General features: G+C 57.4%; 14 protein-coding genes. 9 read left to right on the forward strand and 5 right to left on the reverse strand.

Features of this window, described 5'->3' with window-relative positions:
• The first annotated feature begins 133 nt into the window (after window positions 1–133).
• The 3 genes from leuA to LPB072_RS10025 all read left to right on the forward strand — a co-directional run bounded on the left by leuA (window position 134) and on the right by LPB072_RS10025 (window position 4,770).
• Window positions 134–1,810: a 2-isopropylmalate synthase gene (gene leuA / locus LPB072_RS10015; RefSeq protein ID WP_066088099.1), complete on the forward strand. Its 1,677-nt coding sequence runs from the start codon at window positions 134–136 to the stop codon at window positions 1,808–1,810.
• A gap of 11 nt (window positions 1,811–1,821) precedes the next feature.
• Window positions 1,822–3,363, forward strand: a complete 1,542-nt coding sequence (locus tag LPB072_RS10020; RefSeq protein WP_066088096.1) for a 2-isopropylmalate synthase — start codon at window positions 1,822–1,824, stop codon at window positions 3,361–3,363.
• Window positions 3,364–3,540: 177 nt separating this feature from the next.
• Entirely contained in the window at window positions 3,541–4,770 is a 1,230-nt protein-coding gene (locus LPB072_RS10025; protein WP_066088094.1) for a serine hydrolase, read from the forward strand.
• A 70-nt stretch (window positions 4,771–4,840) separates the two neighbouring features.
• On the opposite strand, the gene LPB072_RS10030 is transcribed toward LPB072_RS10025, so the two are convergent.
• The 5 genes from LPB072_RS10030 to LPB072_RS23415 form a co-directional block, all read right to left on the reverse strand.
• Complete coding sequence (locus tag LPB072_RS10030) at window positions 4,841–5,641, reverse strand: IclR family transcriptional regulator (RefSeq protein ID WP_066088091.1); 801 nt, start codon at window positions 5,639–5,641, stop codon at window positions 4,841–4,843.
• Window positions 5,642–5,701: 60 nt separating this feature from the next.
• Window positions 5,702–6,445: an arginyltransferase gene (locus tag LPB072_RS10035; protein WP_066088086.1), complete on the reverse strand. Its 744-nt coding sequence runs from the start codon at window positions 6,443–6,445 to the stop codon at window positions 5,702–5,704.
• A gap of 2 nt (window positions 6,446–6,447) precedes the next feature.
• Window positions 6,448–7,212 (reverse strand): leucyl/phenylalanyl-tRNA--protein transferase, encoded by a 765-nt coding sequence (gene aat, locus LPB072_RS10040; RefSeq protein WP_231943482.1) that lies wholly within the window; start codon window positions 7,210–7,212, stop codon window positions 6,448–6,450.
• Window positions 7,213–7,358: 146 nt separating this feature from the next.
• On the reverse strand, window positions 7,359–7,739 hold the full coding sequence (locus tag LPB072_RS10045; protein WP_198356956.1) for a VanZ family protein: 381 nt from the start codon (window positions 7,737–7,739) through the stop codon (window positions 7,359–7,361).
• Between the two features lie 847 nt (window positions 7,740–8,586).
• On the reverse strand, window positions 8,587–8,763 hold the full coding sequence (locus LPB072_RS23415) for a hypothetical protein (protein WP_157559273.1): 177 nt from the start codon (window positions 8,761–8,763) through the stop codon (window positions 8,587–8,589).
• Window positions 8,764–8,898: 135 nt separating this feature from the next.
• Here LPB072_RS23415 and LPB072_RS10050 point away from each other — a divergent pair, with 135 nt between their 5' ends.
• The 6 genes from LPB072_RS10050 (at window position 8,899) to LPB072_RS10075 (ending at window position 17,243) form a co-directional block, all read left to right on the forward strand.
• Window positions 8,899–9,117 carry a hypothetical protein gene (locus LPB072_RS10050; protein ID WP_066088081.1) on the forward strand — a complete coding sequence of 73 codons (219 nt, stop codon included), beginning with the start codon at window positions 8,899–8,901 and terminating at the stop codon, window positions 9,115–9,117.
• Window positions 9,118–9,119: 2 nt separating this feature from the next.
• Window positions 9,120–9,623: a hypothetical protein gene (locus LPB072_RS10055; RefSeq protein ID WP_066088076.1), complete on the forward strand. Its 504-nt coding sequence runs from the start codon at window positions 9,120–9,122 to the stop codon at window positions 9,621–9,623.
• Window positions 9,616–10,365 carry a hypothetical protein gene (locus LPB072_RS10060; protein ID WP_066088074.1) on the forward strand — a complete coding sequence of 250 codons (750 nt, stop codon included), beginning with the start codon at window positions 9,616–9,618 and terminating at the stop codon, window positions 10,363–10,365. The genes LPB072_RS10055 and LPB072_RS10060 overlap by 8 nt, the downstream gene beginning before the upstream one ends.
• A 199-nt stretch (window positions 10,366–10,564) precedes the next feature.
• A complete protein-coding gene (locus LPB072_RS10065; RefSeq protein WP_066088069.1) occupies window positions 10,565–11,485 on the forward strand; it encodes a reverse transcriptase family protein in 921 nt (306 codons plus the stop codon).
• Window positions 11,486–11,678: 193 nt separating this feature from the next.
• The gene (locus LPB072_RS10070; RefSeq protein ID WP_066088352.1) at window positions 11,679–15,476 is read left to right on the forward strand and encodes a hypothetical protein; all 3,798 of its coding nucleotides are present in this window, start codon (window positions 11,679–11,681) and stop codon (window positions 15,474–15,476) included.
• Window positions 15,477–15,530: 54 nt separating this feature from the next.
• Window positions 15,531–17,243 (forward strand): hypothetical protein, encoded by a 1,713-nt coding sequence (locus LPB072_RS10075; RefSeq protein ID WP_066088066.1) that lies wholly within the window; start codon window positions 15,531–15,533, stop codon window positions 17,241–17,243.
• The last annotated feature ends 85 nt before the right edge of the window (window positions 17,244–17,328 follow it).

The raw sequence follows: 17,328 nt of genomic DNA on the forward strand, positions 1-17,328 counted from the left end.
TCGCTACTACTGGGTGTCCTTCACGGGCAGACTTGGTAACGCGCGAGCGCATTTCCACAACGGCCCGTTTGCACTTGCAGCGGGCCGTTTTGTTTTGCGCTGCAGGTTTTCTGAAACCTACAGGGTGTCCTCCATGTTGATTCGACCGGCTCTCAAATACCCCCCTTTCAAACCCGTTGGGCTCACCGACCGCACCTGGCCCGATGCGATCCTGGCGCGTGCGCCTGTCTGGCTGAGCACCGATCTGCGCGATGGCAACCAGGCCTTGATCGAACCCATGGACGCGCAACGCAAGCTGCGCATGTTTGACCTGTTGGTGCGCATCGGTTTCAAGCAAATCGAAGTGGGCTTTCCGGCCGCCTCGCAGGTGGAATACGACTTCGTGCGCAAGCTGATCGATGAAAACCGGATTCCCGATGACGTGACGATTCAGGTCATGACGCCAGCGCGCGAAGAACTGATCGAGCGCACCATTGAAGCCCTGCGCGGCGCGCCTCGCGCCATCGTGCACGTGTACAACGCGGTGGCGCCGGTGTGGCGCGAGGTGGTGTTTGGCATGTCCGTGCCCGAGGTGATGGCTTTGGTGCAGCGCAGCGTGCAGCAGGTCCAACGCCTGACCGATGCACAACCGGGGACCGAGTGGACCCTGCAGTATTCGCCAGAGACCTTTTCGATGGCGGAGCTGGAGGTTTCCTTGCAAGCTTGCGAGACGGCGATCGCCGCCTGGGGGGTGGGCAGGACCATCATTTTGAACTTGCCGACGACGGTCGAGAATGCGACCCCCAATGTGTTTGCGGACCAGATCGAATGGATGGTTCGCCGTTTCAAGGATCGGCCAGAGGTGGTGCTTTCGGTACACCCTCACAACGACCGCGGCACGGGAACGGCCAGTGCCGAGTTGGCGCTGATGGCGGGTGCCCACCGGGTCGAGGGCTGCCTCTTCGGCAACGGCGAACGCACCGGCAATCTTGATTTGGTCAACGTTGCGCTCAACCTCTATGTGCAGGGCGTGTCGCCGGGTTTGGACTTCTCCGACATCGATGCCATTCGGACCGAGGTGGAGCATTGCAACCAGTTGCCGGTGCACCCTCGGCATCCTTACGCGGGCGATCTGGTTTACACCTCGTTTTCGGGTTCGCACCAGGATGCCATCAAGAAGGGTTTTGCGGCGCGCCAGGAAGGTGATGCCTGGCGCATTCCTTACCTGCCCCTCGACCCCAAAGACCTGGGGTGCAATTACGAAGCGGTGATCCGCGTGAACAGCCAGTCGGGCAAGGGCGGTATTTCGTATCTGCTGGAGAGCGAGTACGGTCTGGAGTTGCCTCGGCGCTTGCAAATCGAGTTCAGCCAGGTGGTTCAACGCGTGATGGACACCGAAGGCAAAGAGTTGACCGCTCCGTTGCTTTGGACCTTGTTTGAACGCGAATACGGCCTGGGCAGCATCGAAGCTTTGGCCCAGAACATCCAGACGGGTGAAGACAAAACCACGCGGATCGAGGCCGATTTCCAGGTCAAGGGTCGGCGCGTGGCGATTGCGGGCGAGGGCGATGGGCCCATCGACGCTTTTGTTCAAGGGCTGAACACCGCGATGGACTGCGCCATTCGGGTGCTTGATTACCATGAACATGCTTTGGGGTCGGGCGCCGATGCGCGCGCCGTGGCCTATTTCGAGTTGCGCGTCGATGACCGGACGGTCTTTGGCGTGGGCATGGACGCCAGTATCGTGACCGCTTCACTGAAAGCGATTGTGTCGGGCGTGCAGCGTGCAAAATCGGTGGTCGCCCTGGAATCGGCTGACTGCACAGAATAAGGAGCTTTTTAATGACCGACAAACTCATCATTTTTGACACCACCTTGCGTGACGGCGAGCAATCGCCCGGCGCCTCCATGACCAAAGACGAGAAGCTGCGCATCGCGCGCCAGCTGGAGCGCATGCGGGTGGACGTGATCGAGGCGGGTTTTCCTGCCAGCTCGAATGGCGACTTTGAATGCGTTCAGGCGATTGCCAACGCGATCAAGGACTCCACCGTCTGCGGTCTGGCCCGGGCCAACGACCGCGACATTTCGCGCGCAGCCGAGGCACTCAAAGGCGCCAACCGCGCGCGCATTCACACCTTCATCGCCACCAGCCCGCTGCACATGGAGAAGAAGCTGCGCATGACGCCTGATGAGGTGTTCGAGCAGGCCAAACAGTCGGTGCGCTTTGCCCGCAACCTGGTTGACGATATCGAGTTCAGCCCGGAAGATGGTTATCGCAGCGACATGGATTTCCTCTGTCGCGTGCTCGAAGCGGTGATCAAGGAAGGCGCGACCACGCTGAACATTCCCGACACTGTGGGCTACGCCATCCCCGAGTTGTACGGCGACTTCATCCGCACCTTGCGTGAGCGCATTCCCAATTCCGACAAGGCCATCTGGTCGGTGCATTGCCACAACGATCTGGGCATGGCCGTGGCCAACTCCCTTGCCGGCGTGAAGATTGGCGGCGCGCGCCAGGTGGAATGCACCATTAACGGCCTGGGTGAGCGGGCAGGCAACTGCGCACTGGAAGAGATCGTGATGGCGGTTCGCACACGGCGCGATTATTTCCAGCTCGACATCGGTGTGGACGCCACGCAAATCGTACCGGCCAGCCGCATGGTCAGCCAGACCACCGGTTTCGTGGTGCAGCCCAACAAGGCGGTTGTTGGTGCGAATGCGTTTGCGCACGCCAGCGGTATTCACCAGGACGGCGTGCTCAAGGCCCGCGACACCTACGAAATCATGCGGGCCGAAGACGTGGGTTGGTCTGCCAACAAAATCGTCTTGGGCAAGTTGAGTGGACGCAATGCGTTCAAGCAGCGCTTGCAGGATCTTGGGGTCGAGATGGAGTCAGAAAGCGAAATCAACACCGCTTTCGCCGCGTTTAAGGAACTGGCCGATCGAAAGAGCGAGATCTTTGATGAGGACATCCTGGCCCTGTGCAGCGACGAAAGCGTCACGGCGGAGAAGGAGCAATATGGCCTGGTCTCGCTCTCACAGCGCTCGGAGACTGGCGAGCGCCCGCACGCTGAAGTGGTGTTCACCATTGCCGGCAAAGAGTACCAATCGGCGGCCGAAGGCAATGGTCCCGTTGACGCTTCGCTCAAGGCCATTGAAGCCCACGTCAAGAGTGGTGCGGAAATGATGTTGTATTCGGTCAATGCGATCACGAGCGGTTCGACCGAAAGTCAGGGCGAAGTCACCGTGCGTTTGCAGCACAGTGGGCGCATTGTCAACGGTGTGGGCGCAGATCCAGACATCGTTGTGGCCTCGGCCAAGGCCTACCTGAGCGCGCTCAACAAATTGCAGAGCAAGGTAGATCGGGTCGCTGCACAAGGGTAACTTCAATAAAATCAACTACTTGCAGCGACTTGTAACAATTGGCGCTGAAAAATGATGCCAAAAGTAGCATCTTTTCGACCGATCAATTAACAAGTCGCTGCAAGCGTTTGATATTGCTAGTTTTTTTGACATCCCCTATACTCCGGCAAAGACCCTTGTTGACGGCTGGAGCGGCGTATGAAACTTTTTGCAATCAAAACACCTATATCGTTGCAATGGGCTGTTGGCTCGTTGTTGGCCGCAGCGCTGGTTTGGCCCATGGCTGCCCAGGCAGCGAAGGGCAAGGTGGCCCCCGCCAAGACCGCTGCGGGCAAGTCTGCTGAGCGGAAAAAGAACGCTACCGCGAAAAAGAGCGTCGCCGCCAAGAAGGCTGTTGGAACTGCCCGCAGCAAGTCCTCCAAACGGGACCTCGTGGCCAAGACCAGTCAGAAAAAGTCCACCCGACTGAGCCGTGCCGAGGAGCGCAAGCAACAGCGACTGGCTCGCGGCAGCGCGTCGCCTGCCAAGACACGGGTGGCAAAAGGCAGTAAAAGCCGCACGGTTGTCGCCTCGAGCAGGGCCAAATCGGCATTTGTGCGTGTGTCTATGTCGCCACGTGTTTCCACGGGGGAGCGTCTGGGCCTGCGAAACTCCGACGATGCGCTGGATTTGAATTCCAGCGTGGCCCTGGTTGTGGATCAGCTCACCGGAGAGGTGTTGTTCAGCAAGAATGACGCCGCCGTGTTGCCCATTGCTTCGTTGACGAAATTGATGACAGGGCTGGTGTTGGCTGATGCGAATTTGCCAATGGACGAGATGATCACCATCACCAGTGATGATGTGGATACCGTCAAGAACAGCCGCTCACGTTTGGCCGTCGGCACGACAGCCAGTCGCGGTGAGATGATGCATTTGGCTTTGATGTCCAGTGAGAACCGTGCAGCCCACGCACTGGGCCGCACCTATCCAGGCGGCTTGACCCATTTCATTCGCTTGATGAATGCCAAGGCCCGCGACCTGGGTATGAACGACACGCGTTACGTTGATCCGACCGGATTGATGAGCCAAAATCAGTCCAGCGCACGTGATTTGGCAACGCTGGTCAGCGCTGCCTATCAGCGCCCGATTCTGCGCGATCTCTCGACATCACCCAGCCATGAGCTGGACTTGGGCAACCGCACCTTGCAATACAACAATTCCAACCGTTTGATCCGCAACCCTGAGTGGGACATTGGTTTGCAGAAAACAGGCTATATCTCCGAGGCTGGTCGGTGCCTGGTGATGCAGGCCAATGTGGCTGGGCGCCAGTTGATCATGGTGTTCCTGGATGCCTCAGGGCGCTCCGGTCGAGCTCAGGATGCAGAGCGCGTACGCCATTGGGTGGAGGCCCAGGGCTACCGCCGCAGTGCTGCCCGCCCTCAGGGTTAAGCCAAGGCTTGCATTCTTCAGCAATAAAAATGGCCCTTCAGGGGCCATTTTTATTGCCATCAACCCGTGCTTACCGGTAGGTTGCTGCTGGGGATGGTTTGGGACATCCCAGCGCTGCAGAAATATCAGCGGCCGTGGCTCGGAGCTTGGGCACCCAGTTTTCGTCGATTCGGTCTGCAGGTGCCGAAATGGAAAGGCCGGCCACCAGCTTGTTTTGATCGTCGTATATACCGGCGGCCATGCAGCGCACGCCCATTTCGAGTTCTTCGTTATCGCGCGCCATTCCGACCTGACGGCACTGTTGCAGTTCACGCTCCAGCGTGGCGAGTTGGGTCAGGCTGTTGCGGGTATTGCCCAACAGGCCCGTTCGCGTGGCATAGGCACGAACCTTGGCACCTTCATCAGCGGCCAGAAAGAGCTTTCCCACCGAAGTGAGGTGCAAGGGGGCTCGTCCACCTATGGCGCGCACCACCTGCATGCCAGAGCGTTCGCTGTAGGCGCGTTCGACATACACGATTTCATCCCCTTGGCGAACACTCAGGTTCACGGGTTGTTGAATGAGTTTGTGCAATTCCCGCATGGGTGACAGCGCGGCATCCCGCACGCTCAAGCGGGCTTTGACCAAGTTGCCCAGTTCCAGCAAGCGCATGCCCAGTCGGTAGCTGCCAGCTTCAGGCCGGTCGACAAAGCGACCAATGGTCAGATCATTGAGAATTCGGTGAGCGGTGGAGGGGTGTAACCCGGTTTTCTCGGCAATGTCTTTGAGCGACACCGGATCCTCGCGGGACGACAGAACTTCAAGCAAGTTGAACATGCGTTCGATTACCTGGACGGTCGGGGTGCTTGGCTGTAGGTCGGAGCGTTTGGTCATGTGGGCATTGGTTTGCCAGAATTTTACAAGATGAAATTGCCGAGGTGCCGTCTATCGCGGTCACCGGTCACCGACCAGCGTCCATACGCCGTTGCGCAGCATCTCACAGGGCCTGAACCGATCTTTGTAGCGCATTTTGGGACTTTGCTCGATCCAGTAGCCAAGGTACATATGAGGCAGGCCGAGTATGCGGGCTTGTTCAATCTGCCACAACACACTGTAAGTGCCGTAGCTGGCGGTGGACTCGGGTTCATAGAAGGTATACACCGCTGAGATGCCGTCGTTGATGACGTCGACGATAGACACCATCTTGAGCGACGCAGGCTGTTCATCAGTGGCGGGTGCCCAGAACTCTATGAGCCGAGAATTGACGCGGCTTTGAAGCAAAAACTGGGTGTACTGGTCGATGCTGTCTTGGTCCATTCCCCCACCGGCGTGCCGACTGTTCTGGTAGCGCAAATAGAGCTGGTAGTGCTCCGGAACAAAACACAGATTGAGCACCCTCGTTTCAAGATGCGCATGCTCTTTCAGGCAACGGCGTTGGCTTCGATTGGGCCGAAAACTGGCGACAGGCACTCGGAGAGGCGTGCAAGCTTGGCAGCCGTCACAACTTGGGCGGTAAGTGAACATGCCGCTGCGTCGAAATCCGCGGGTAACCAGATCGGAGTAGGCATCGTTGTGGATCAGGTGGCTGGGTGTTGCCACTTGTGAGCGCGCCTGGTGGCCAGCTAAGTAGCTACAGGGGTAGGGGGCTGTTGCATAGAACTGCAACGCCTGAAGCGGTAGTTCTTTGAGATGCGTCACGCTCAAAAACCGTCGTCTGAAAGGAAGTGATTCCAGTATACGGGGTCGAAACGCCAAACTGGCGCGGTTTGGGATATGAGCACGCGGACCTCATCGCAGAAAGCAGTGCGTGGCATTGTTTCACTGCCCAAAGTGGCCATGTGGGCCGTGTTTTGCTGACAATCGATCATCGGTAGCTGGTGAGCCTGGGCGAAAGCGACCAAACCCGTCAGAGCCAGTTTGGATGCATCGCTGCGGTGGCTAAACATGGATTCACCGAACACCATGCCTCCGACATTGACTGTGTAAAGACCACCTGCCAACTCGCCATCGATCCAGGTTTCGATGCTGTGTGCGTGCCCCGCCCGGTGCAGAGCTGTATAGGCCGACACCATATCGGGGACGATCCATGTGCCGTCCTGGTCTTTGCGAGGGGTTCGGGCACACGCTTGAATCACACGCTCAAAGTCGTGATCAATCCTTATATCCAGCCGCTCCGCCAAAAGCAGGTGGCGCAGGGTCTTGCGCAGCGAACGATGCAGTTTGAACGCCTTTGGCCGCAACACCGTGCGGGGGTCGGGGCTCCACCAGAGAATGGGCTGACCCGCGCTGAACCAGGGAAAGATGCCGTGGCTGTAGGCTTCAACAAGCGTGGTGACGGCGAGGTCGCGCCCTGCGGCCACCAATCCAGGTGCAGGATCGTCGTCTGACCATGCAATGCCCACTGGCGGAAATGCGTCGCCTGAATCCAGCCAAGGTAGATAGGGGAGATGGTTTGTGCTGCTCACAGTGAGATTGTGGCGCAGTCCGGATGTCATTGCGAAGACGAGAAATATCTGTGAACAGGCCAGTCTCGGCTACATGTGGCAATACAAGGCCTGGCGCAACCCAGGGTGGGGCCGTTCTTCGGTAATTTGAGCCGCCCAGCTCTGCCTCATGCGTTTTGGCCGGCCAGTTGGCGCATGCCCACCGCTGCGAGCAAAACACCCACGGCATCGGCCAGCCAATCAAGCCAGTCGCCGGTGCGCCATCCACTGATCGATTGCGCGACTTCGATGGCGACACCGAACAGCAGCAGCCCCATGCACACCCGCGAAAAATGACGAGGATAGGCCATCAGGCCAAGTACACACAGGAAGAAAAACCCCGCGGCATGTTGCGCCTTGTCCCATACATCCAATGTGACGGCGGGAAGCTCCGATACCGGAACCAGTGAAAGTGTCGCTACAGCAGCGCATGCGAACCAGAAAGCGGCAGCAAAGGCACGGTGCAGGATGGCGTTGTTCACTGGTGGCAGGTGGACGGGTTGATCCACGCAGTTGGCCGCTACTTGGAAACAAAAAAGGCCTTCCGAAGAAGACCTTTTTGCTTGGATTTGATGGCTCCCCGACCTGGACTCGAACCAGGGACCTGCGGATTAACAGACAAATTAGGGGCCTAAAGGACTAAAAGCCACATTGTCCAAGTACTAACAAAATCAATCACTTACGCGAATTCAACCGAACTCGAGCGCAGCCGACCGAACCTCTCCGAAGCCCCATGCGCTGACAACTGCGCTGACAAATGGAGACCTGCGGATGTGAGGATTGTAGTGTCATTTGAATGCTCAAAAAAGCGAGATCCGCCCGCTCTTCGATTGGCTGGAAGTGCTTTGGGTTTTCATGGATCTGGGTCCTGATTAGGGAGGCCTTGGTGAGGCATCGGGGCCGGGCAAGCCTGTCTCGCCTTGAATGACCTCGACCGGCTCGGGCTCATGCTGGAGCACTGCGGCAATTCATCCACGCCGTGTGAATGACTGGTGAGCAGCGATTGCTGCCGCTGGGAGCTACCTCGCGTACTCACGCTGACTTCCACGAAGCGGCCACTAGGTACCACGATCTGCGGTGGCCTGAATGGCAGCTGTACAAGGTACTGCGGTCATAGGGTTCCCGGGAGCAGACTGGCGCCGAGGGATTCTACAATCGCGCTCGTAGGCACGGCCATATCTCGACCAGCTGAGCCCTATGGACTTCGGGCAACTTCGAACTGGAAGTTCAAAATTGTCTAGAGATGCGAGTGAAGTGCAGTAGGCGTACTCAGCGGAGCGTCGAATTGGACCAAGCAATCGGCGCCCCGAGCAGCGACCGGCTTGGTGCAAGCGAAGTGGTTCAGGCTGGACCTGCTCAGAAATAGGATCGGGCAAGAAACTCTTTGATTTCCGACCAAGTAGGCGTCGAACGCACGAAAGCAGCTCCGAGCAGCCACTGCTCCAGGATCTGCTTCCAATCCAGGGGCAGGGACTTCGGCTTGACCGGTGGAATCTCGAACGCGATTTCGGTAAAACCTACGATTGCCGTCACCGCGCTTCTTCCTCGCCGCTGTCAACCAACCGCGACGTTCGCACACTGCAGCAGCTTGTGGCTGTTTGCTGCGGCAGCTTGCTCTGCTTATCCCTCTAGAATGCGACCAGAGGAAACAATGAGAAAACGCCGTTCATGACGCCAGAGGCCCGTGCCCGCCACATCATTTATGCGCTGCTCGCCGCAGCCATTTGGTACGTCTGCGATATAGCAGAGGCCAAAGATGACGCCGTGAAAGGCGTCGCCACCCGCGAGTACCCCCTCAATCCCGGCCATAGCTTCACTGACTACTTTGGCTATGCCACCGCCATTGCATTTGGTGTAACGCTATTGAAGCTTCACGAACGTCAATAGGTATGTCGAAGCTGCATATTGTTGGTACTACTTTGTCTGATAAAGCGAAGTCTTCGGATGGCGATGTCGCAGATGCGTTTGGGCGCTCTGCCTTCAACCGCTACTACTATTCTGCGTATTTAGAGGTGAGGGACTTGTTGGTCCGGTTCGATTCGAATTGGGATGTCTCACACGCTGACGCCCCAAACCTAGTAGAAAAGTCGTTGCCTGAAGTTGTTCGTCGTGAATTGAAACGGCAAGAGAAGATCAGTGCTATTTCTCGTGCTCAAAGCCAGCGTATAAGCAGCGGGGTCGCAAGCGCTGGATCGGCCATTGCAGAAGTGCTCCGTATCGCATACAAGGTACGTGTGATCTCTGACTATCGACCGGAAGAGCTAGTAACTTTCGAAAGTGCAACCTTCCATCTAGATTCGCACACAGAAGGTGAGGCACGCGCGTGGCTCAGCTTCGTAGAGGCCCAAAAGGGCCGCATTTTGAGATTTGGGAAGGAGCTTGGTCTTGTCTGAAAGCGCTGAGGGCATCCAAGCCTTTCTTAATGCCCGAAAGGCAGACTACGTCACAGCCGTGCGTGTGGTCAGGGAGACAAATACAGCGATTCTCGACGTTTCTCGGGAGAAGGTTGGTAAAACTGCATCGAGGGGAATGACATCAAAGCGCCAGCTAGCGCACTTGTCCTCGATGATTACCAAGGAGCTTGGGCTTTCTGTGGTGATTGCGCTTCGAAGCGGGAGGGTACTGACCGATATAGAAGCGGGGCTACGCGCCACGCTGGAGCGGCGCCACCCAAATGAAATATCAGAACTTGTCGTGTCATTTCCGACAACGGATCGGGCGGAGGTTTTGCTGCGAACGACAGAGAATGTTGATGTAGCGCGAGCCAGCGCAGTCCGGACAGCAGTCGAGGAGTTCCTGCGCGATGCTAACTTCTCAGAGGTTCGTATTGAAGTGCTTGAGTCGGACCTTCCAATGCCAAACTTAATGGTCATTCTTAAGACCCTCAAGGTCTGTGCGCCTGCAAACCTAGACCAGTTGTCCTTATTCCTCAGGAAGAGTGGTTTCCAGTGTCCAGATGTTCGCTGGCTTTCCGCCAAGCTGGACATAGCGCGCAAACGCGACTGGGTTGTGCGCTTTTCTACAGGACTTTACGGATTGACCACCAAGGGCTTGACTGCTGTGCCGGTGTCGAGGCGCCGAAACAGCTCAGACATAGATCGAATCCTTGCACTAGGAAGGAGAAGGACGTGGTAGATTTGTCATCGGTGGTGGCACCATCGCGCGAGTGTGTATCACACTCATCAGCGAAGACCATCGACAGAAAGAAGCCTGCCGAAAGGCGGGCGCTCCTTCGAATCACCCGCCTTTCGGCAGGCTTCATTTACGAAGGCTACTCAGCCTTGCTCTTCCGGTGAAGGCGCCACCACCACCTCTATTTGTCTCTTTCGCTTCTTTGGACGAAGCGCTTGAGGCCATGCCTGAGCGCTTTCGCGAGGGTATTCAACAGGTGATGCAGCCGCTTGTGGAACGCGGCTTGCCGCCAGCACTTTCCGTCGGAGTAGTTGCCACCCTGTTCGGTTTGAGCATTCCGTTTATCCGTGCAATTTCGTTGAATCCGGGGAAGTACTACCGAGAGTTCACGATTCGCAAGGGGAAGAAGGATCGCAGGATCAGTGCACCCAAAGTGGCGTTGAAGTTGTTGCAATCATGGATCGGGACGCATTTGTCTCATTCGGTCAAATTGGATGACTGCGTCTTCGGGTTCGTACCTGGACGCAATGGTGTGATCGAAGCCGCTCGTAGGCACAGTGAGGCGAGATGGGTGTACTCACTTGACCTGCGCGACTTTTTTCCAAGCGTCAAAATTGATCGCGTTGAGAGCGCTTTGGTTGAACTCGGGTACTCAATCAACAGCGCTTCGTTTATTGCTACTCTTTGCACGTTGAATCAGGCGCTGCCTCAAGGATCACCTGCAAGTCCTGTTTTGTCCAATTTGGTCTTTGCCAACACCGACAAAGCATTAGTGCAGATTGCGACCGAAGAAGGGGTCAGGTACACGCGTTACGCCGATGACCTTGTGTTCTCTGGACAGGGGATCGTGCCGCCTCTTCTGCAGGATCGAGTGTGCGCCTGCTTGGTTGATCATGGCTGGGAGATCGCCCCTGAAAAAGAGAGCTTGGTGGAACTACCCAAGAGATTGAAAGTACATGGCTTGTTGGTTCATGGCGTGACTCCTCGCTTAACGAAGGGGTACCGCAACCGGATAAGAGCCTATCGACACCTTTTCGCCGCTGAAAAAATACAACCTGCTGACCTGGACAAAGTTAAGGGGCACCTCTCGTATGCATTGCAGGTAGAAAAGGTACCTCAATGAGAAAAGTTGGAAACTTGGGCTTCTGCCGGGTTCAAAGATACCGTATTTAGGTGGAGCATGAAACTGGCAGCAGCCCAGGCACCGACGTGGTCGAGGAGGTTTGACCTGCTTCCAGATGTCAGGCTTGAATTAGTTCAAGGATGGGGCGAGAACTCGCCAGCAGTTGAGTCTTCAAGAACACCAGGGAGGTCTCTTGGGAAAAAAGTCGAGAGAGAAGAGAGAGCGCCGACTTGCTGAAAGTAAAGGAGCTCCTGATTTTCTACTCCGCCAGAAGATGAGCTGGCACGACCAGTTTGGCGAAAGCCAACAGCTGAAAGACGCCTTCCTTGTCCAAGTGAGGCAGACCCGCGCCCTCCTCCGCCAGTACGACGCCGCAGACGTAGCGCTTGCGATTGGCGTGTCCGAGCTCTGGCCGGCGAATGCAGGCAGTCACGTCAAACATGCGTTCGCCTGGTGCGTATTCTTGGACACGCCGCTCGAAGGCCGAGGCGGTAGAAGAATCGAAAGCTATGCCGACTTCCAACGGTTCGTCGAGGCTCTTTATGTAATCTGGCCTCACTTTCCTACGCTTGAAGATTTCTCTCCTGAGGCGGATTGGGGGCAGACCAAGGTAGACCTCGGCGGCCGATTTGTACCGGTCTTCTACGGCAGTAGTATCGAGCGAGTGCCGGACTTCATTGAGGCTTTTCGAATCACCTACGCTGATGTGCCCGACGCCCTGGCTCAGATGGACTTGGTCGTCACACTGCAGGCACAAATCATTGAAGCCATTCCTCACCTAGCACAGTCCCTTGTCGTCGATGCGGACAGTGGGCACATAGAGCTTCCCCCAGAAGATTTCTGGCTCTCGTGTAAGGGCTTGCTGCAGAACATCGGTCACCAGAGCACTGTCTGGCGCCAGCGTGCAGTACCCTCTCTCGATGGGGTGGTCGGTGGCTACAAGGCGCCGCTGACGTGGGACTCGTTCGGCAACGCAGCATCCACTGGCGAGGCTGTTCCCTTCTTGGGCGTCAACGTTACTGGGACCTGGTACCCAATAGCTTTACGAAGTGCTCCGGGAACCGTCGTCGATCACTGGGCAAAGAAAAGAGTCTCGGTTAGCTCACAGGTACACCAGAGGTTGAGCCTGTTTGTCTTCGAGCGCTTTGACGGCACGCTACCAGGACCATTGATGTTGACTCTCGACAGCGAGGTTTGCAGAGAGTTTCTCATCAGCAGCGTGACCTCCGCGGCGACAGGTGTGTATCTTGTTTGCGCTTGCGATCATGAACAGTTCGACAAGCAGTCGGCGCTCGCAGCCGCTGTTCTTGCCAAGGCACGGAAGGCAAAGAACATTCGCTTCAAGATCGTTGGAGGTCCAGAGGTTCTGCTTTCAGAAGACGGCATCAATGGCCCTTCAGCCGATGAGCTCCACATCATCCTCGCGCCTACTCTAGCGGCCACTTCCGTCGGGTTTCTCAACGTTCCTGACAAGCCGTTACGAGTTCTGGCGCTTGCGGATCTCATCACAATATTCGACAGCCTCGAGAATCTGAAGGATCTGGAGCGCTATTGGGATTTTTGCGATCAACAGCGGTCGGCCCTGAATCTCTTTTCCACCGGCCCTGCCGATCTATTCGCTGCATTCAAAGACGCCGACGAGGTGTTGGTTGATGGCGCCATCGAGCCCACGATGATCAGCCTCGACCCGAGTTGGGGAACCTCATGGAGGTTCAAGGCGCTCGCTGAGTTCTGGTCGATGGCTCCTCGCACCTTTCCCGATAGCACATCTGCTTGGCGATTGAGCGAAGGGACCGAGGGCGTCATCGAGATGAGCTCGCGCGGCCGGAAGGTCATCGCCTACTCCACTCTCGTCGGCAATTGCACCGTCCAAGCCTTGCTCGAGGTCAAGGACGATCTAGCCCGAGAAGACGGACGCATGGTCGACCTTTTCATCCAGATCCTCGCTGATTGCACTTTCAGGTGCCGTGGGCTGCTGGCTGCTGTACCGCTGTTCCAGTTGAACCATGTTCTGTTTGTCTGCAGGCGCAGCGAGTCCAGCACTATCATCGGAGATGACGAAGGTACCTCTGAAACGGCTAGAAATGCTGGCCCGGTCGTAACTACCGCCAAAGGAAGCTGCGGCAGCACTGCAGTCGTTCACCTTGACATCGATGTTCGTGCTGTGCTCCGAGGCTTGACCGACGCTACAGACGGGAGTTTCGAGGTGCAGTGCCTTGCGGAGACGATTCTCAAAAGCCACGAAGCCCTCGATATGTCGCTGCCGCAGGGACTTGAGGCCGCGGTCCTTTCAATGTCGGGTGAGCTGGCCCGATATACGCTGCGGGTTGGCACTCGACGTGTCGACGTTCCGGAACACCCCTTGGTGATTGTTCCAAGAGTGTCGGACTACAAGGTGGCTCGCAAGCAACTCGCTGAAGTGATCCGAGACCTGGGCTTGGCACCTGGCAGATACTCGCTGTCAGAGGCCAAAGAGAAAATTGACCTGGCTAGGGCCCAATTCAGACTTCGCCTTGAGGAACGGCTCGCTCGGCTTGACCGCCTGCAGCTGATTCGAGCCTGCATCGAACAGCACGATGCGCTTCTGGCAACTGAGCGAGGCAGGATTGAAAGAGCGCGCCAAAGCCTGTCTCACGAGGTGGACTACGACCGAGTTGACGCTATTGAGGACGCGCGCAGGAAATACGGAACTGTAGCTCGTCACTATCGATATCTATTGGAGAAGGCCGTCAGCTGCCAGGTATCTGGACCCAGCGAAGTCACTCCAAATGTCCTGTGCGAACTGGTCGGCAAAGTTGACTGGCTCATGACGCTTGCAGGCGCTAGCGACGTCCTCCATAACGGTATCGATGTTGCAGGCGTCCCCATCAACGATTCGTTCATCCCAGAGGTCTTCTACTCCGACGGCTCCAACGACCGGGAGACTCGGTTCGCGCGTGAGTACGCCAAGACTCGACTTGGTCTGGGCGAAAACCGCGGGGACGCGGTCGAGGGAGAGTCGGAGGCCCTGTTGGAGTCAGCCGATTTCAACAACGCTTTTGAGACCGATCTTGGGTTCAATTTGTCTGACCTGTACACGTCCCTGTCCGTGCTTGCCCAAGCTCAGCATCGCGGCCTTGCCAAGGAGCTGTCGCTTTCCTACGGCGCCAGCCCGGACAAACTGGCAGAGAAACTTGCCTCCGAAATCAAGGACCTTGGACAGGAGAAGGCAGAGCGCATCGTTGCCTTCCTGACCCTCTCGGAGACCGGGCTGCTGCGACTTGCCGATCGGGACGTCCAAGAGGTGGAGGTGCCCTATTGGGAGCACAGCAAGCGTGTTCACCGATACGCCATTCGGCCATTGATACAGATCGGAGATGAGCTGCGTTGGGGGGCGGAGGCGGCGAGTCGCTGCATGTTCAATTGGATGTCGTCGGCACGTGATGGCTACCTGCCCGCCGACTTCGGTTGGCCCAACATCGAACTCGCTGTTCGGCAGGTGAAGGCCAGCATTGAAAAGCGGCTGGAGTTCCGCAGCGAGGAGATCTTCCGCCGGCATGCCCCGTTTGTCGCGCGGGGCATCGACTTCTACCGGAAGTTTCGAGCTGAAAAATTCGACGATGTTGGCGACTTCGACGTCCTCGCGTATTGGCCCGATCAAAACCTCTTGGTAGCGGTCGAGTGCAAGTACAACCAGCCAGCCTACACAATGAAGGACGGTCGCAGGATTCGCGACAAAATCTTTGGACGGAAGGAGGACGACAAGGGTCAGATTGGGAAGGTGCTCCGCAGAGGTGCCTTCTTGGAGCAGCACCGAACCCGGATGCTGGAGCTACTCGGATGGCCCAAGCCCGCCAACGTTCAAACTCGCTATGTCGAGCTCTACGTAAGCAGGGACATCTACTACTGGATGGTTCACCCTCCCTACCCTGTGCCGACCCACTTTGTGAGAGTTTCGACGTTGGATTCTTGGCTGAAGACTGAGCTCTTCAGGGTTGCAGGCCTGTCTTGATCTTGTCAAATCAAGCAATCCCATCGTACTCCTGACTGCAATGGCTGCTTCCATATGACTCGTCGATTCAAGTTGGCAACGCTAAAGGCCCTCGCACAGGCTCCAGCTGACAAAGCCGCGAGCTGGCTCGTCGGCGCGGAAGATTCGGTCGAGTTCCTCAAGGCGAATGCGCAGAGCGAAGAAATCGTCATCTACGCGAGTGGCCCTGCCATCCTGATACACGGCGTGCTCGCGCCCGCTCAGCAGGTGACGCCTGCGGACCAGGAAGACCTGATGCACAGCTTCGTCCAGACTGACGAGAGCTGGGTAATCCAGAAGAGCTACGGAGGGGGTGAAGGACACAAGGTCTATCTCGAGTCGCCGCTGAGGCACGCGGGCAAGTCGCTCTCTGGGGGCGAGAAGCTGATCTTCCGCCGATCGTTCGAAGGCGTGCAGAAGGGCGAGAGCCCAGTCGAGTTGAACCAGAAGCTGGTGCACGCGCTCGGCCTGCACTTCCTGCCCGAGCGCGATGCCTACAGCCGGCTCGATGAGCGCGGCGATATCGAAGACGTGATCCGTGTCCTGCGCGCCGAGATCGGAAACGGCCGCGAAAGCCTCACGGCCGTAACAATCCTCGCCAGAGATCTTTCGACGTACATGACGCTAGCGGACATGGCGCTGGTGTTCCTGTTCGACTTCACGCGCTTTGTCCCGGGCCGCTTCAACGGCTGGGGCGATCACGGCCGAATTGACCGAAGGGCTCCTGACCTCTTCTATCGCGGCGGTGGCATCGCCAACGCCAGCTACGTGAACGGCCGGATGATCGTCCGTTCCGCCATCCCGCTGCAGCAACTGGTCGACGAGTGGAAAGAAGAGTCGAACCCGACCAAGCGTGACTACGCCACTTTCAAGATCTTCGACCGCAAGAACGGTGTCGAGGTTGAAACGTCGTGCGCTCCCGAGTTCCTCTCCAATTACTTCCAGGAATCAGACCTTCCGTGGGAGATATCGCCGGCCTTCTTCCGGCCGGATGCTCTGCACCGCTTCAAGTCCGACCCCGAGAAGTACACCCTCGATGACCGCACGATCATCTGCCGCAATGCTTGGTATCTCAAGGGCTACGAAATCAACGAAGAGGGACAGGTGCACGTTTATGTCGGCGATCTCGCACGCCTGCCAATTGAAGAGCAGCGTTACTGGCAATCGTTCAACGAATGGCCGAAGGGCCCGATCTCGAAGCGCGCGTATGAAAACGACATCATGGGCGAGTTCAGCTCGGAGTACGACCCGCTCAGCCTACTGAAATACAAGATCGGAAAGCTCAACGACACGCCGCCTACATGGTGGCTGCCGCGGAGCCGCGAACATCTCGATGCCGCCCGTTACCCAGCAACCGATTCGACGTTTGAGTGGGCTAACGAGATCATGGCCCTTGACCAGTTGGTGGTCGAAGGGTTCCAGCTCAAGCCGCTGCGCAAGGTTCTCGAAGACAAGGGTGCAAAGGCGGAGACCAGTTGGGCGTCGCTGCGGGTTTTGGGCGCGATTCTGGTTGCCACCGGTCTGACCGAGGACCAGGCCAAGACCACGCTCACGCCGCTGTCAAGGCTGCACGGACTGCGGAGCACGCTCAGGGCTCACAGCTCGGTTGCTGAGAAGGACAAAGAGGAAAGGCTCGCCCGGTCCACCCACGGGACACTGCGCGCTCACTTCAAGTGGCTGGCCAGCGAGTGCGATAAGGCTTTCGACGCCGTACTACAGGCTCTTGATGCGGGAGATCTCAATCCCTGAAGGTCCGCGCGCCGCCGCTTCAAAGGCTAGCTACGACTCTACGAACAAGTGGGGGCATTTGGCACCTCCCGACTTCGGCCCCTTT

The organism is Hydrogenophaga crassostreae (assembly GCF_001761385.1).
GTDB lineage: Bacteria > Pseudomonadota > Gammaproteobacteria > Burkholderiales > Burkholderiaceae_C > Hydrogenophaga > Hydrogenophaga crassostreae.

Coding starts and splice junctions, on each gene's coding strand:
- LPB072_RS10025 (WP_066088094.1), top strand. CDS start 3,541: ATGAAACTTTTTGCAATCAAAACACCTATATCGTTGCAATGGGCTGTT.
- LPB072_RS10055 (WP_066088076.1), top strand. CDS start 9,120: ATGTCGAAGCTGCATATTGTTGGTACTACTTTGTCTGATAAAGCGAAG.
- LPB072_RS10050 (WP_066088081.1), top strand. CDS start 8,899: ATGACGCCAGAGGCCCGTGCCCGCCACATCATTTATGCGCTGCTCGCC.
- LPB072_RS10020 (WP_066088096.1), top strand. CDS start 1,822: ATGACCGACAAACTCATCATTTTTGACACCACCTTGCGTGACGGCGAG.
- LPB072_RS10075 (WP_066088066.1), top strand. CDS start 15,531: ATGACTCGTCGATTCAAGTTGGCAACGCTAAAGGCCCTCGCACAGGCT.
- LPB072_RS10030 (WP_066088091.1), bottom strand. CDS start 5,641: ATGACCAAACGCTCCGACCTACAGCCAAGCACCCCGACCGTCCAGGTA.
- leuA (WP_066088099.1), top strand. CDS start 134: ATGTTGATTCGACCGGCTCTCAAATACCCCCCTTTCAAACCCGTTGGG.